The organism is Brevundimonas guildfordensis, from assembly GCF_014836405.1.
GTDB classification, from domain to species: domain Bacteria; phylum Pseudomonadota; class Alphaproteobacteria; order Caulobacterales; family Caulobacteraceae; genus Brevundimonas; species Brevundimonas guildfordensis.
Map to the genome: position 1 here is coordinate 1292448 of NZ_JACSQU010000001.1, position 15838 is coordinate 1308285.

The 15838-nt window shown below is 68.2% G+C and carries 15 protein-coding genes; 4 read left to right on the forward strand and 11 right to left on the reverse strand.

Annotated features, from left to right (window positions below):
• Positions 1–109 precede the first annotated feature (109 nt).
• Entirely contained in the window at positions 110–1429 is a 1320-nt protein-coding gene (locus H9656_RS06250) for a sensor histidine kinase (protein WP_318240600.1), read from the reverse strand.
• 226 nt (positions 1430–1655) lie between these two features.
• Between H9656_RS06250 and H9656_RS06255 the strand changes: the two genes are divergently transcribed.
• A complete protein-coding gene (locus H9656_RS06255; RefSeq protein ID WP_191743321.1) occupies positions 1656–3998 on the forward strand; it encodes an ATP-binding protein in 2343 nt (780 codons plus the stop codon).
• 28 nt (positions 3999–4026) lie between these two features.
• Here the strand turns inward: H9656_RS06255 and H9656_RS06260 are convergent, their stop codons facing one another.
• Positions 4027–4236, reverse strand: a complete 210-nt coding sequence (locus H9656_RS06260; protein ID WP_003168852.1) for a hypothetical protein — start codon at positions 4234–4236, stop codon at positions 4027–4029.
• A gap of 30 nt (positions 4237–4266) precedes the next feature.
• The gene (aceA, locus tag H9656_RS06265) at positions 4267–5544 is read right to left on the reverse strand and encodes an isocitrate lyase (protein ID WP_191743322.1); all 1278 of its coding nucleotides are present in this window, start codon (positions 5542–5544) and stop codon (positions 4267–4269) included.
• Positions 5545–5698: 154 nt separating this feature from the next.
• Between aceA and H9656_RS06270 the strand changes: the two genes are divergently transcribed.
• Complete coding sequence (locus H9656_RS06270; RefSeq protein WP_191743323.1) at positions 5699–7129, forward strand: helix-turn-helix domain-containing protein; 1431 nt, start codon at positions 5699–5701, stop codon at positions 7127–7129.
• A 28-nt stretch (positions 7130–7157) separates the two neighbouring features.
• On the opposite strand, the gene H9656_RS06275 is transcribed toward H9656_RS06270, so the two are convergent.
• From H9656_RS06275 to H9656_RS06285, 3 genes are all read right to left on the reverse strand, one after another.
• Positions 7158–7991: a universal stress protein gene (locus tag H9656_RS06275; RefSeq protein ID WP_191743324.1), complete on the reverse strand. Its 834-nt coding sequence runs from the start codon at positions 7989–7991 to the stop codon at positions 7158–7160.
• A gap of 79 nt (positions 7992–8070) precedes the next feature.
• Positions 8071–9507, reverse strand: a complete 1437-nt coding sequence (locus tag H9656_RS06280; protein WP_191743325.1) for a gluzincin family metallopeptidase — start codon at positions 9505–9507, stop codon at positions 8071–8073.
• A gap of 77 nt (positions 9508–9584) precedes the next feature.
• Positions 9585–10568 carry a helix-turn-helix transcriptional regulator gene (locus H9656_RS06285; RefSeq protein ID WP_404821543.1) on the reverse strand — a complete coding sequence of 328 codons (984 nt, stop codon included), beginning with the start codon at positions 10566–10568 and terminating at the stop codon, positions 9585–9587.
• Between the two features lie 94 nt (positions 10569–10662).
• On the opposite strand from H9656_RS06285, the gene H9656_RS06290 reads away from it, so the two are divergent.
• A complete protein-coding gene (locus tag H9656_RS06290; protein WP_191743326.1) occupies positions 10663–10902 on the forward strand; it encodes a hypothetical protein in 240 nt (79 codons plus the stop codon).
• 13 nt (positions 10903–10915) lie between these two features.
• Here H9656_RS06290 and H9656_RS06295 read toward each other — a convergent pair whose 3' ends face one another.
• From H9656_RS06295 to H9656_RS06305, 3 genes are read right to left on the reverse strand one after another with little or no spacing between them, the layout of a single operon-like run.
• On the reverse strand, positions 10916–12382 hold the full coding sequence (locus tag H9656_RS06295) for an amidohydrolase family protein (protein WP_191743327.1): 1467 nt from the start codon (positions 12380–12382) through the stop codon (positions 10916–10918).
• Between the two features lie 39 nt (positions 12383–12421).
• Positions 12422–12835 (reverse strand): DUF1801 domain-containing protein, encoded by a 414-nt coding sequence (locus tag H9656_RS06300; protein WP_191743328.1) that lies wholly within the window; start codon positions 12833–12835, stop codon positions 12422–12424.
• A gap of 14 nt (positions 12836–12849) precedes the next feature.
• A complete protein-coding gene (locus H9656_RS06305; protein ID WP_191743329.1) occupies positions 12850–13221 on the reverse strand; it encodes a cupin domain-containing protein in 372 nt (123 codons plus the stop codon).
• 136 nt (positions 13222–13357) lie between these two features.
• Between H9656_RS06305 and H9656_RS06310 the strand changes: the two genes are divergently transcribed.
• Positions 13358–13981 carry a hypothetical protein gene (locus H9656_RS06310; protein ID WP_191743330.1) on the forward strand — a complete coding sequence of 208 codons (624 nt, stop codon included), beginning with the start codon at positions 13358–13360 and terminating at the stop codon, positions 13979–13981.
• A gap of 30 nt (positions 13982–14011) precedes the next feature.
• On the opposite strand, the gene H9656_RS06315 is transcribed toward H9656_RS06310, so the two are convergent.
• Together H9656_RS06315 and H9656_RS06320 are read right to left on the reverse strand one after the other, a co-directional pair.
• Positions 14012–15430, reverse strand: a complete 1419-nt coding sequence (locus H9656_RS06315; protein WP_191743331.1) for an NAD(P)(+) transhydrogenase (Re/Si-specific) subunit beta — start codon at positions 15428–15430, stop codon at positions 14012–14014.
• A gap of 26 nt (positions 15431–15456) precedes the next feature.
• A complete protein-coding gene (locus H9656_RS06320) occupies positions 15457–15831 on the reverse strand; it encodes a hypothetical protein (protein ID WP_191743768.1) in 375 nt (124 codons plus the stop codon).
• Between the last annotated feature and the right edge of the window lie 7 nt (positions 15832–15838).

Sequence of the window (15838 nt, forward strand, 5' to 3'; positions counted from 1 at the left end):
ACGTCAGCGGATTAAGACGACTGGATGACAGTTATGTTACGGCGCACGTCCGTCATGTCGCAGTCGCGTGACGGTCGATCCGCAAACGTCCGGATTTTCTTCGCTTCCATCACCCTTCGGATGTCGGAGCCAGCGGGAAACAGGCCGCGAAAATCGCGCCTTGTCCCGGCGCGCTGTCCACCGACAGCCCGCCTCTGTGACGGATAATGATGTGCCGGACGATCGCCAGCCCCAGTCCCGTGCCCTGGCGATCACCGCTCTTCTGACCCTCGACGCGATAGAAGCGCTCGGTCAGTCGCGGCAGGTGCTCGCGCGCCATGCCTGGTCCGTGGTCTTGCACCGTGACGACGGCGTAGCGCTGGCCGGCTTCACGGTCGGGGGTCGCCAGGGACAGGCGGTTGCCGTCGGCCATCCGGGCCGCCATGGCTTCGTCCAAAGTGCGATCGATCTCGATGCCGACCTCGATGGCGCCGCCCGCGCTGGAATATTTCAGGGCGTTGTCGATCAGGTTCTGGACCACCTGGGCGATCTCGTCCCGGTCGCCGATCACGGCCGCGCCTCCGTGCGGCAGGTCCGCCTGGATCGTCACCTGACGCTCGCGCGAGATGACGCTGACAGCATCGACCACGTCCGCCGTCGCCCGCGCCAGGTTGACCCGGCCCAAGGGCGCGATGTGTTCGTTCAGCTCGATCCGGCTGAGCGACAGCAGATCGGCCACCAACCGCCGCATCCGGTCCGCCTGCACGGCCATGATGTCCAGGAACTTGTCGCGCGCCTTGGGGTCGTCCTTGGCGTGGCCTTTCAGCGTCTCGATGAAGCCGGACAGCGACGCCAGAGGGGTCCGCAGTTCGTGGCTGGCGTTGGCCAGGAAGTCGACCCGCATCTTCTCCATGCGCCGCACGTCGGTCTCGTCGCGCAGCGCCAGCAGAGCCAGGGCCCCGCCGCCCCAGTCGTGCGCCTGGCGCGCCGGCAACGGCCGGATCATGGCGCGCCAGTGCCGCTCCTGGGCGCCGCCGCCGAGGTAATCCACAGCGGCAGGAACGCCATCGAACAGGGCCTCGTCCACCGCTTCCAGAACCCGCGGCTCCCGGATCACCGACACCAGCAGCCCCGCGCCGGTCCCGCCCAGTCGAAACAGGTCGCGCGCGGCCGCGTTGGCCAGGGCGATGCGGCGTCCGGCGATATCGTCCGCTTCGCCGCCGCTGATGATGAACAGAGGGTCGTCCAGCGCCTCGAACACATCGCCCAGCAGCGCCGCATCCGGCCCCAGATCCACGACGCCGCCGTCCAGATCGGAAATATCCACCGGCGTCGGGGGCGTGCGGTTGACCAACCAGGTCGCCAGGATCACCGCCGCCGCGCCCGCCGCCAGCCACCCTGCCAGCTCAGGCTTCATCACGGCCAGCACGGCCATGACCACGACCGCCACGCCGCTGGCGCCGGCGGTCCATAGTCGGGAGGTCGCCGTAGGGGCTACGGGTGAGGGCGGATGCTCATAAGGCATAGGAATCGATGTTATCTCATTCTTTAGCAGACCGACGTTACGGTTGCAGTCAGTGCGACGAGTCGTACGCGCCCGGACAGCTCTAGCGACGTTTGTTCACGGATTTGCGGCGGATTTTTCAACAGTTTTCGGAGCAAGCGAGACACCACTCATGAGGACCGTCATCAGTTGTCTCGTCAATGATCACGACTGGCGCCTGCTTATCGTCGCGGTCCTCGTATGCCTGTTCAGCCTGGCCACCGCCTTCGTCTTGACCGACCAGGCCCGGCGCGTGACCCGGCGCTCGCGCCCGCCCTATACGGCGGCGGCGGCTCTGGTGGGCGGGCTGGGGGTCTGGAGCACCCACTTTATCGCCATGCAGGCCTACGACGCCGGGGCGCCGATGCGTTACGATCCCGCCCAGACCCTGCTGTCCCTGGCTGTCATCATCCTGAGTCTGGGCGCCAGCCTCAGCCTGGGCTTCGCCGCCCTGGACCCGCGACGCAGATCGATCGTCACTCTTGGACGAAGGGCGCCTGCAGGCCTTTTGCCGGCCGTGACGGCGGGCTTCGGGGTCGCGGCCATGCATTTCGTCGGCATGGACGCCGTGCGCCTGTCCGGAGCGGTGATCCTCTGGAACCTGCCGCTGGCGATCGTCGCCGTCGCCGGCGGCGTCGCCATCTTCGCCTCAGCAGCCTTCATGCCCGCATGGCGAGACTGGCGTGCGCTGGCGGCCGCGACCGTGATCGGCGCGCTGGGCGTCTGCTGGTTGCATTTTGTCGGCATGAGCGCCGGTACGGTCACGCTCTCGCCCGGCGTCCTCATGCCGGAAGCGGCCGCGTCAGCTCGGCTGATCGGCTTGTGGGCCATGATCGGCGTCGGCCTGACGCTGCTGATCGCGGCCTTCCTGACCGGAATGATCTGGTGGTCGCGCCGCAGCGTCCTGGGCCAGGTGCTCGAGGCGATTCACGCCATGCCGGACGGCCTGGGCGTCTACGACGCCGACGACCAGTTGCAGATCTGGAACCAGCGCTTCCTTGACATCAGTCCGCACCTCGCCGGAGCGCTGAAGGTCGGAATGTCCTTCGAGGACGTCGTCACTATCGGCCTGAAAGCTGGCGTCTATCCCGACGCCGTCGGGCGCGAACGCGATTGGGCCGCCGAGCGCCTAGCCGAGCGTCGCAATCCGCAGGGTCCGCGAGAACTGCAGGTCGGCTCTCGCTGGCTGCGCCTGCAAGACCGTCGCACCAGCGGCGGAGGTATGGTCACGGTCTGCTCCGACATTACAGACATGGTGCGCAGCGCCGACGTTCTGGCCGAGGCCCGCGACGCCGCCGAAACCGCCAATCGCGCCAAAAGCCGCTTCCTGGCCAATATGAGCCACGAGATCCGCACCCCCCTGAACGGCGTCATCGGCGTCGCGCAGGCCCTGGCGCGCACCAACCTCGACGCCAGTCAGCATGAGATGCTGGACCTGATTCAGGCGTCCAGCCGCACTCTCCAGACCCTGCTCAGCGACATTCTGGATCTGGCCCGCATCGAATCGGGGCGGCTGGACCTGAAGGAGGAAGTCTTCGATCTGGCCCGTGTCGTGGAGGAAGCCGCCCTGCTCTACGCCGCCGCCGCGCGCGACAAGGGCCTGCAGTTCATTGTCGAGGTTGCGCCCGAAGCGCGCGCCTGGGTTGCGGGAGACCCCGTACGCCTGAAGCAGGTGCTAACCAATCTGGTCTCCAACGCGGTCAAGTTCACGACTTCCGGCTTTGTCAGCCTGACCGTCGACGCCACGCCGGCCCACGCGCCCGAGACCCTGCGCTTCGTCGTGCAGGATACGGGCATCGGCTTCGACGGGCCGACCCGCGACCGCTTGTTCAACCGCTTCGAACAGGCCGACGGCGACATCACCCGCCATTACGGCGGGTCGGGCCTGGGGCTGGCGATTTCGCGCGATCTGGCGGCCATGATGGACGGCGACCTGGACTGCGAGAGCGAGCCGGGCGCGGGCGCCGCCTTCATCCTGACCCTGCCCTGGCGAAAGGCCGCCGCCCCCCAAGCCGCTTCGCCGGCCGCCTTGACGCTGCCGGTTGAGCGGGCGGGGCCGGAGCTGGCGCCGCGCCGCCTGCGCATCCTCGCCGCCGACGATCACCCCACCAACCGCAGGGTGGTGGAACTGATCCTCGATCCATCCCTGTTCGATCTGGTCTCGGTCGAGAACGGCGCCGAGGCTGTGGCGGCCTATCGCGCCCAGGCCTTCGACCTGGTGCTCATGGACATGCAGATGCCGGTCATGGACGGCTTGACCGCTGTGCGCGAAATCCGTCTGCATGAGGCGGTGCTTGGCCTTCCGCCGACCCCTGTCGTCATGCTGACCGCCAACGCTCTAGCCGAGCACCTGGACCAGGCCCTGGTCGCCGGCGCTGACCGGCATATGGCCAAGCCGTTCAGCGTCGAGGCCCTGCTGGCCATTGTCGCTGAACTGACCGCGCAAACGCCTCAGGCCGCGGAAGCCGCGGCCTGAGATCGTCTTCATTCAATGGCGACAGCGCCTATTCGTAGCCATGCGCCGCTTCATTGATGACCTGACTGGGCATGGACGAGAAGTCCACGCTCAGCGGCCGGTTGGCCTTTGACTGGAACGTCTTGATGACGTGCTCCAGACGGCGGCGCGCCTCACGTTCGCCCTCGCCCGATCCGTCGAGCCCCAGCGGCGCCAGACAGAAGTCGATAATGGCCTGTGGTCTGCTCAGCGGTTCCATGAGGTTTCCTTTCGTGTGAAGCGTGGGGACTCAGGCGGCGTGGAACTGTGCGGTCTCGGTCGAGTCCTTCAGGGCCGTGGTCGAGGACTGGCCCGAAGAGATGACCGTGGCCACGTCGTCGAAATAGCCGGTGCCGACCTCGCGCTGGTGGCGGGTGGCGGTGTAGCCGGTCGCCTCATTGGCGAACTCGCGCTGCTGCAGCTCGGAGTAGGCCGCCATGCCGCGATCGCGATAGCCGCTGGCCAGCTCGAACATGCCGTTGTTCAGGCTGTGGAAGCCCGCCAGCGTCACGAACTGGAACTTGTAGCCCATGGCCCCCAGCTCGCGCTGGAACTTGGCGATGGTCTCCTTGTCCAGCTTGGCTTCCCAGTTGAACGAGGGCGAGCAGTTGTAGGCCATCAGCTTGCCCGGATGCGCCTTCTGGATCGCCTCGGCGAACTTCTTGGCGTCGTCCAGATCGGGGTGCGAGGTCTCCCACCACAGCAGGTCAGCGTATTTGGCATAGGACAGGCCGCGCGCGATGCAGTGGTCCAGACCCGTGCCCGGCTTCAGACGATAGAAGCCCTCCGGCGTGCGGTTCTCGCGGTCGATGAAGGGGTGATCCCGCTCGTCGATGTCCGAGGTGATCAGTTGGGCCGATTCCGCATCGGTGCGCGCCACCGTCAGGGTCGGCGTACCGCAGACGTCGGCCGCCAGACGCGCCGCGATCAGGTTGCGCTCATGCGCCTGGGTCGGGATCAGCACCTTGCCGCCCAGGTGGCCGCACTTCTTCTCGCTGGCCAGTTGGTCCTCGAAGTGGACGCCCGCAGCGCCCGCCTCGATGAAGGCCTTCATGATCTCGAAGCTGTTCAGCGGCCCGCCGAAACCGGCCTCGGCGTCGGCGACGATGGGGGCGAACCAATCGCGCTTGGCCCCGCCTTCGGCGTGCTCGATCTGGTCGGCGCGCTGCAGGGTGCGGTTGATGCGGCGGCACAGTTCCGGCGCGGCGTTGGCCGGATACAGCGACTGGTCCGGGTACATGGCGCTGGCCGTGTTGGCGTCGGCCGCGACCTGCCAGCCCGACAGATAGATGGCCTTCAGGCCCGCCCGGACCATCTGCATCGCCTGATTGCCGGTCACGGCGCCCAGGGCGTTGATGTAGGGCTCCGAATGCAGCAGCTCCCACAGGCGGTTGGCGCCGCGCTCGGCCAGGGTGTGGGTGACCGGCACTGAACCGCGCAGGCGCAGGACATCTTCTGGCGAATAGGGGCGCTCAATGCCATCGAAACGGCCGGCGGGCGAAGGAACCAGATCGGCGAAGGTCGTCATGTCTCTCGGTCTCGATAAAGGCGCGGCCGGAGCCGCCGTCTCGGAGACCTGAACACGCTCGCGTCATGATTGACACAGCAGCGGCTGCTCCTAAGAAGTCAAACTGTCACATCATGACACTTGCCATGAAGTCATGATGTGACATGATCGCACCATGAGCGCCGCTGCTGATCGCAAACTGTTCCTGGGCGGCCGCCTCAAGCGGCTTCGGCGCGAGCTTGACCTGTCGCAGACGGCGATGGCGGCGGACCTGGGCGTCTCGCCCTCCTACCTGAACCATATCGAGCGCAACCAGCGCCCCGTCTCGGCCCAGCTGCTGCTGCGTCTGGCCGAAACCTATGACGTCGATCTGCGCAATCTCGGCCAGTCCGGCGGCCCGGCGTCCGAGGCGGAACTGTCCGAGGTCTTCGCCGACCCTCTTTTTCAAGGTCTGGCCGTGCCGCGCCACGAGATCATGCAACTCGCCGAGGATCAGCCCGCCGCCGCTGACGCCGTGCTGCGCCTCTACTGCGCCTTCACCGACCGCCGCGTGCGCGACCGGGCCGAGGTCGAGGCGGGCGGCGGCGCGGCCCCGACGGACAGCCCCTCAGAATGGGTGCGCGAATACGTTCAGGCCCGTCACAACCACTTCCCGGACCTCGACGCGCTGGGCGAAGCCCTGCACGACGCCCTGCGCGCCGAAGCCCCCGGCCCCGACGACAGTTTCGAGGCCCTGGCCCGCGCACGTCTGTTCTCGCGCCACGGCCTGACGGTCCGCACCCTGCCCGCCGAGGTCATGGTCGAATGGACCCGCCGCTTCGACCCGCACCGGGGGCGGCTGCTGCTGTCCGATGCGCTCGGCCCCTCCTCGCGCGCCTTCGCCGTCGCCAATCAACTGGTCCTGATGGAGCATGGGACGGAGCTTCAGGCCCTGACCGAGGCAGCGAACGCGCCCGACGCCCCGACGCGCAATCTGCTGAAGGCGTCGATGACCAACACCCTGGCCGCCGCCGTGCTGATGCCCTACGCCGCCTTCCAGCGCGCGGCGGAGGAGACCGGCTACGATCTGGCACGGCTGCAAGCCCGCTTCGGCGTCGGCTTTGAACAGGCGGCGCACCGGCTGACCACCCTGTCGCGGCCGACGGCGCGCGGCGTGCCCTTCTTCCTGATGCGGGTGGACCAGGCGGGCAATGTGTCGAAACGCTATGCGTCCGGCGCCTTTCCCTTCTCGCGTTTCGGCGGCGCCTGCCCGCGTTGGCGGCTGCACTCGGCTTTCCGCACGCCGGGCCGCATCGTCACCCAGATCATCGAGACGCCGGATGGGGGCCGCTGGTTCACCCTGGCCCGCACCGTCGATCGTCAAGGCCAGGACGCCTTCACCGAGGGGCACGACCTCGCCATCGGCCTGGGCTGCGAACTGCGTCACGCCCACCGCCTGATCTATGCGCGCGGTCTGGACCTGCTAAAGCCCGAGGTCACGCCCATCGGCCCCGCCTGCCGCCTGTGTGAGCGCCACCCCTGCGCCGAACGCGCGGCGCCGCCGGTCGGGAGAGCGCTGACGGTCGACGACTGGTCAAAGTCGGTCAGTCCCTACCCCTTCGCCTAGTCTGGCCGCCCCCGCTAGGAGCGGCCGGTCAGTGCGCCAGCAGCAGCGCCACGGGCGCCTCGGTCAGCAACGTCTGCGTCACTCCGCCGAAGATCCATTGCCGCATCCGCGCATGACCCCAGGCCCCGGCGACGATCAGCCCCGCCCCCGTCTCTTCGGCGCAATCGATCAGGCGGCGCCCGCCCGAGCGATCATCATGGGCGCGGGCGTCGGGCTCGGCGGCGATCCCGTGTCCCGCCAACCACCGGACGACGTCCTGCGTTCTGACCCGCGCCCCGTCGACATCTTCGGGATCGCATAGCTCGACCACCCGCACGCTTTCAGCGCGCTTCAGCAGAGGCAGAGCCGCCAGCGCCGCGAGACGGCTTTCGCGCGTGTCGGTCCAGGCCAGCAGCGCCGGAGCATCCACCATCGTCCGGATCGGATTGGGCGGCAGCACCACGACCGGCCGGCCGGCTCGCATGGCCAGGTCTGCCGGATGCGGCGCGCGCCACGCGCTGACCCCGCCCGCATCGCGCCCGACAAGGGCCGCATCCGCCGCCCGCAGGTGTCGCAACGTCAGCGTCGTAGGATCGCCCACATCGCCGCGCCATTCGCCTTCGACCCCAGCCGCCTCGACGGCGGCGCGAAAGCGCTGCTCGGCGGATTTCAGCGTGGTTTCATTACGCGCCTGTTGCGCCGCCATCACCTCGCCGAGCAGTATGCCCGCGCCATAGGCGTCGGCGACCGGGGTCTCGGGCGCGCAACCGGACACGCCGATCAGGCGCGCTCCATGTGCGCTGGCCATGGCGCAGGCCTCTGTCAGGCGGGCGGGGTTGTCGGCTTCGTCATCGACATAAAAGATCAGACTGGTCCAGGGCATGGCGGCCTCCTGTTTCAGGACACGTCCCATCAACGCACAAACCGCCGTTCCGCGCATTGAGCCTGATCAATTCGCCCCGTCAGGTCGTCAGGATGACGCGCCCGCCTTCGACCCGATGCGGCACGCCCGCACGACGGAACAGGCTGGCGATCTCGGCGGCAGGGTCGGCCGCACCCTGATCCAGCATCCGCTCGATATCCGTCGCCAGTGTCGGATCGCCCGAGGCGCGCGACAGGGCGCCCAGCCATTCGGCGCGGGTCAGCACCCCGTCCCGGCGGTTGGCGTCCAGCAAGGTCGCCAGGAAGCTGAACCAGTCGCCGCCGTCGCGCCTGGCCTGCGCCGCCTCGGCCGTCATGGCGAAGACGGCGCCGCAAGCGTAATAGGCGCGGTGTTCGCCGCGCACGCCCGCTTCGGCCACGCCGCGCCCCTGGCTCAATGAGACGCAGTCGTCGACCTCTTCCTGCAAAGCCCGGCGGTCGTCATAGGCGGGGTCCAGCGCCTCCAGCGCCCGCACCGCCATCAGGTCCGCCCCGCCCTCGGTGATCCAGGCGTCGCGAGCGAACTCGTAACGCACCGCCTGGCCCAGCCAGAAGTGGGCGCTCTCGTGGGCGATGAACCAGCGGGATACCCGCTCCATCTCGGCTGTCGGACGAGTCACGCCGGTCCCCTCGAACGACATGACGATCAGGCCGGGCAGGACGCTGCCGCCCATGCTGGTCATCCGTTCGGTCGGGCCATTCCAGGAGACCATGACCACCGGCTCGTCGCCGCCCGCGCCTGACCGGCCCAGCCGTTGCATATAAAACTGCCCCACGCGGGGGGCGAAAGCGCGGATCTTCTCGCCGATCCAGGGCGGCAGATTGGGATCCATGACCGTGGTCAGGCCCTCGCCGGGCGTCACCCGGGCCTGGCCCAGCAGGACATAGGACCGCTCGCCCGTCGTCGTCAGTTCGGCGTGGCGCTCGCCGTTGAACAGCACGGGACCGTCCAGATCGCGCCAGGTCACGCGCGATGGTCCACCGTCCAGGGTGACGCCGTTCAGGTCCGCCGGCACCGCCGCCGCCGCCTCGGGCGAGCCCAGGGCGAAGACATCCATCTGCCGCGTAGGCAAGGCCACGGCGCCATCCGAGAAGACCAGCGTCTTGTATTCGGCCTCCAGTTCAACCGCCTTCGGCGTCACGCTGAAGCGGACATGGCGCGGCACGGGACCGCCGGTCGCGCTGCGGATGATGTCGTAGTGGCCGCGTCGCTCCATCACCACGCCGGGCGTTTCGACCGTCCACTGGCGCGGCCGCCACGGCTCGCGCACGTCGGAGATCAGCGCCGAATCCATGAAGGCCCAGACAACAGCGTCGCGATTGAAGACGTAATCGACCGTCAGCCGCCCGTCGGCCCGCGTCACCGTCACCTGCGGCGCCGCCTCGATGTTCCAGGGCCCGGGCGCCGGGCTGGCGGCGCACGCGGTCAGGAGGGCGACTACGGACAGGGCGGTTGCAGACAGGACGTTCAAACGCACGAAGAGCAGTCTCCCACAAGGAACGGCGCAGCTTAGAAGGGCCGAGCGCGGCCCGTCATGTTACGGTTTGCTCAGCTTTACGCCCGTTCGAGGGCGCGCCCCGCCGCCGCCAGCGCTTCGGCCATCACCGCCTTCAGCCGATCCGGCCCCACGATCGTCGCCTGCTCGCCCCAGGTGAACAGATGCCAGGCCAGTTCTCGCATGCCCGAGGCGCGGAACCGGACCACGACCGAACCGTCATCCTGATCCTCGATGGTCTGGGTCGGGTGCCAGCGCCAGCCGCGCGCCTCGTCCGCACCTTCAGGCGCGATGCGTAGGGCGACCTCTTCGATCTCGTCCTGATAGATGCCGAAAGACTGGCTGGCGAAGGCGCCCAGATCGAAATCTTCGGGCGGCCGGGCCGTGCCCTCGCCCGCCTCGACCGCGCTCATCCGATCCAGGCGGAAGGTCTGGATGCGCCCGCTCTCACGATCCGCGGCCACCAGATAGTTGGCCCGCCCGAACATCAGGCCGCACGGCGTCATGGTGCGCGTCCGCGCCTCGGCGCCCGGCCGGGCGTAGATGAAGTTCAAAGGCCGCTCGGCCAGCACCGCCCCGCGAATCTCGGCCAGAACCGTTTCATCGGCGCTGGGACGCGGCCCGGCCTGCACAGCGATGGTCTCGGCCCGGACCAGGGCCTCCAGATCCGGCGCCATACGGTTCAGGGTGGTCGAGCGCATCGCCGCCTTGACCTTGCGCTCCAGACTTTCCAGCGCCGCCGCTCGCGCCGGTTCGCCTGCGCCGCGCAGGGCGGCCGCCGCCTTGGTCAGCTCCAGCATCTCGGTCGCCGTCGGCGCCTGTTCAAACGCCGACAGCCCGCCCCGGATGCGCCAGCGCTTGGTCGGCGGATCCGACACCTCCTCCACCTGCGGGAACAGCATCAGGACGGCGTCGCGCATCCGTTCGGCCGTGCGGCGTCCGACGCTCAGCTGAGCGGCCATCTCGTTCAGCGTCAGGCCCTCGGCGCTTGCCGCCATGCCCCGCGCCAGGTCGATGACCATGGCCGCCTTGTCGTGCCGCAAGAAACTTCTCCACAGCGATACGTCCGAAACTGGCGCAATGCTGTCGCATCCTCTCATCATCAGCAAGAGGCAATCGCTTCAAGGAGATCACGACATGGCCTTCGCCCGCACCCCGACGGTTCAAAAGCCCGCCCGCAAGACCTTCGCCGACCGCTACATGATCGTGCCGTGCGAAACCGAGAGCGATCTGGCCGTCATCTGGGACCGCCAGGAGGAGCAGGTGGTGGACGTCATCAGCGCATCGACCAGCCGCTACACCAACGAGGACGCCCTGTGGGATGAGTTCCACACCCCGCCCTTCAACGCGCGCTCGGACTGGCGCGCGGCGGCCTGAGCGCCAGCTTCGATCAGGACGCCGGCGAAGGCGTGAAGCTGGCGTTGCGCGCCGCGACCCGAGCGCGGATTTCGGCCCGCATCCGCTCCAGTTCGGCCGCATCGATCAGGCGACCGCGCAGCACCACGGCCTCGGCGCTCCGGGTGGCGCTGACGTCCTTCAGGGGATCGGCGTCCAGCACCAGCAGGTCCGCCGACTTGCCCGCCGCCACGGCGCCGTAACGCTCGCCCTGATTGAGGAAGCGCGGCCCGTCCACGACCGAGCCCATCAAGGCCTCGCGCGGCGTCAGGCCCAACTCCACATAGAGCTCCAGCTCGTTGTGCAGCGAGAAGCCCGGATAGTTGAACGAGTTCAAGAAGCCCGCGACCGTCCCGGTCAGGATGGTCACGCCCGCGTCGCGCAGCATGGGCAGGGTGCGCGCGGTGACGTCCTTGACGAAGTGGCGGTCCGCGACCTGCTGCGGCGTGGCCTGCGCCGCGCGCTGGATGCGCCAGTCATAGGTCGCCCGGATACCCGGCCCGACATAGGCCAGGCCCTCGTCGTGCGAGTGGTCGTCCAGATCGAGGTTCGCCAGCGTGGTCGAACCGTAGAGGGTCGGCGACACTGCCGTGCCCAGCTCCCTCAGCCGCGCATAGACCCGCCGCGCCGTCTCCGTGTCGAAGGTGTCGGCGTAACGCCGCATGGTCTGGGCGTAGGTGTATTTGCCCGCCAGATAGTCGGCGGCGATGGCCGCCTCATCCTTCGAGCCCGCCTTCATGGCGTAGTCCAGATGCTCAATCGACGACAGGCCCGCCTCGGCGGCCTCCAGCACGGTGATGCTGGCCGGGATGTGCGCCGACGTCTTCATGCCCCGCTTCTTCGCCTCGCGCACGGCGTAGAGGAAAAGCTCCGGCTTCAGGGTGTTATCGGTGATCTTGACGAAGTCGACGCGCAGGGCCTGCAGCCGGTCCAGGGCCGCGTCCACGTCCGCCTCGCTGCCCGTTTCGATCACGCCCTTCCAGACGGGGGCGATGCCCTCGATCTTGGGGCCGGAGGTGAAGATGCGCGGACTGTCCGGGCTTGGCGGCGCATCACGCCAGTCCAGCACCTGCTGCGCCAGATCGCCCGCCGCGTCGCGCACCGCGACCACGCCGTTGATCACAAACAGCGGCATCAGTTCGGCGTTCTCCTCGATCAGAGGCTCGCCGCCGCCGAAGTGGACATGCATGTCCCACAGGCCCGGCATGACGTAGCGGTCGCCCAGATCCAGCGTCCGCGCGGCCTGATAGCGGCCCGCCTCGCCCTCGGGGCCCACAGCCACGATGTCGCCACCGCGCAGGGCCACCAGTTGATCCCGCGTGGTCGACCCCTTCTCGACATCCACCACCGTGGCAGAGGTCAGCAGCAGGTCGACCGGCTGAACCGGCGTCTGAGCAGCGGCCAGCGGCGCCAGGGCGCAGGCGGACAGGAGGGCGGAGGCGGCGATCAGAAAAGTGCGCATGAATCCGCTATAGGCCCTTCGCGCGCGCCGGCAAGCCAATCAGGGATAGCAGCGTCTCATCTCGTCCCAGCTGGCGGCGCAGAGCTCGCGCAGCACGTCCATGTCAGCCCGATCCAGCCGCTTGATGTACAGGCACGCCACGCTCGTCGTGTGCGGCCCCAGCTTCGCCAGCATCGCCTCGGTCCGGGGCGTCGAGGCGAGATAAAGCGTGAGGGCCGTCTTGCGGGGCGAAAACCCCATGCGAGGCCAGTCGGCGCTTTTTCCGGTTCCGGTGACGTTGGCGTAGCGACCGAAACCGACGATCGACGGCCCCCACATCACCGGCGCCTCGCCTGACACTTCTCGCATCAGAGCGCACAGCGTGCGTCCTTCTTCGCGTCGCCGCGCCGGTTCGAGCGCCGCCAGAAAATCATCGACCGAGGCGTCGGTGGGCTTGGTCTTAGGTTCGCTCATTCCCGGCCTCCGCTTCAGGACAGCCCGTCACCCTGCACCGGTCCGATCCGCCCCGCCAGACACCATCCGCCGATCGCCCGCGTCCGAATCCAGCCGCCTTCAGGAACCGTGAGCCAGCGGCCCGATCCGGCCGTCAGCGTTTCCAACCGCACGCCTGCTTCGCTCGCCAGTTCAAGCTCCAGCGCCGCGCCCATATAGGCGGTCCAAAGCTCCTCCGCCTCGACCACACGCCAGTCGCACGGCGTCTCGGTCGTGATCAGGCGATAGGCGCTGACCACGCCGTTCTGCACAGCGCCCCCTTCCTCTCCCATCACACGCCCCCAAGCGCCATCGCCCAGGGCTCGCAGCCCCAGGTTGTCGATGACTTCCTCGACCGTGAAATCCACGCCTACTCGCCCGCTCCCGATGTTCGCCAGCAGCGCTAAATGCCGCTGTTCGCCTCCCTCGCCAATGCCCCCGCGCATCAGACACATTTCAGCCGCAGAACGTCGTTTTCATGATCGAGCATTCGGGGAGTCTGAAATGTTGATGGTTCTGATTTCCTTGGCGCTCGCTCAGGCGGCCCCTGCCGCCGCCAGCGACACATGCGCCCATGACCGCGCTGCGCTTCTGGCGCTGTCGCCTGCGGACTTTGATCAGGATCTGGAAGGCGGCTGGCGCCCGTTAGGCGAAAAGCCGGAGTGCGCCGAGGTCGCCGCCGATCTGCTGGCCAGCTACCGCAAGGCGCGCTGGGGCGAGCTGACGCCGGGCGAGCTCCACCTCAACTATTGGCACGAGGGGCAATTGCGCGCCGGGCTGGGTCAAACGAATGCGGCGACGCGGCTGATGATGGCCGGGGTGAATCCGGAAATGTCCCGCAGCGGTTTTTCCGACTATGCGTTGGGAACCATCGCCTTCCTGCATCAGGACCGATCAGGCCTGCTGGCAGCGCGAGAGCGGCTGGCCGCCCTGCCCAAACCGCCCGAGTTTGATGACGCCGCCCGGCGGTTCAAAGCCCAATACGGGTTCGAGCTGACGTGGCCCGCCAATCTCAGCGTTCTGGACGGGTTCATCGCCTGCTTCGATCGCCCCTACAACGAGGCCTACGGCGCCTGCCCGGCCGACGACGAACCGCCGCCTGCATCACCGCCTGAACAGCCGCAATAGGCGGCGCCGCTCGCGACGATGCGCGCGCACTCAAAGCGCCTTCACGATCCCCTCGACCATCTTCTTGGCGTCGGCGAACAGCATCATGGTGTTGTCGCGGAAGAACAGCTCGTTCTCGACGCCGGCATAGCCGCTGCCCATCGACCGCTTGATGAACAGGACGGTGCCCGCCTTCTCCACATCCAGAACCGGCATGCCGTAGATGGGCGACTGCGGATCGGTCTTGGCGGCCGGGTTGGTCACGTCGTTGGCGCCGATGACGAAGGCGACGTCGGCCGAGGCGAACTCGCTGTTGATGTCCTCCAACTCGAACACCTCGTCATAGGGGACGCTTGCTTCTGCCAAGAGGACGTTCATGTGGCCCGGCATTCGGCCCGCGACGGGGTGGATGGCGTATTTCACCTCGACGCCTTCTTCCTTCAGCGTGTCGGCCATTTCGCGCAGGGCGTGCTGGGCCTGGGCCACCGCCATGCCGTAGCCGGGCACGATGATGACCTTCGACGCGTTCTTCATGATGAAGGCGGCGTCCTCGGCCGAGCCCTGTTTGACCGGCCGCGTCTCGACCGCCCCGCCGCCCGCCGCCGCGCCCGCCTCGGCGCCGAAGCCGCCCAGGATGACGCTGACGAAGCTGCGGTTCATCCCCTTGCACATGATGTAGCTGAGGATGGCGCCTGACGACCCGACCAGGGCGCCGGTGATGATCAGGGCGATGTTCTCCAGCGTGAAGCCCAGCGCCGCCGCCGCCCAGCCGGAGTAGGAGTTCAGCATGGACACCACCACCGGCATGTCGGCCCCGCCGATGGGGATGATCAGGGTCGCGCCCAGGATCAGGGCGATGGCGAACACGCCCCAGAAGGCCCAGACCGCCGTCCCGCCCGTGCCGATCAGGATGCCGATCAGGAAGACCAGGGCCAGAGCCAGCGCGATGTTGATCAGGTGCCGCGCGGGCAGCAGGATCGGCGCCCCGCTCATCCGCCCATCCAGCTTGGCGAAGGCGATGACCGAGCCGGTGAAGGTGACGGCCCCGATGGCGACGCCCAGGCTCAGTTCGACGATGGACAGGGTCTTGATCCCGCCGCTGGCGGTGACGATGCCGAAGGCGTCGGGCGCATAGACCGCCCCCACCGCGACCAGACAGGCGGCCAGCCCGACGAGGGAGTGAAACGCCGCCACCAACTGCGGCATGGCCGTCATCGGCACGCGGTTGGCGATCACCGCGCCCGCGCCGCCGCCGACCACGACCCCGCCCGCGATCAGGGCCAGCGTGAGCGGGTCCAGCGCCCCCGAGGCGCCCAGCGTCAGCAGGGTGACGCCGACGGCCAGGGCCATGCCGACCATGCCCAGCGTATTGCCCCGTCGGCTGGTCTCGGGGCTGGACAGGCCCCTAAGAGAGAGGATGAACAGAACCCCCGCCGCCAGATAGGCCAGCGCCGCGATGGATGCGTTCATCCCCCTCCCCCTCTTTCAGTCCTGAATCAGAAAACGTTGACGATGGCGGGCGCGCCGCCGTTGGTGCCCGCCGCGGTGGCCTGACCGTTCTTGACCACAGCCAGACCGACGGGCCCCTCGCCGCCGGTCTTGGTCACCTTGCAGCGGCCGTTGTCGCCGGGCAGGCGACCGGCCATCCGGCCCGAGCCGGTGTGGTTGATGCGGTTCATGTGGACGCCCCGGATCGTCACCGGCGTGAAGCCGCACTCCAGCGCCCAGCTGGCGCCCTGCGGGGCGACGACGGACCAGTGCAGGCCGCTATAGGGGTTGTTGCCCACCTCGCGGCTCGACTGAGCCGAGGCGGCGCCAGCGGCGAAAACGACGGCCGACAGGAACAATGCGGAAATCAGGGAAGCTTTCATCACGCGA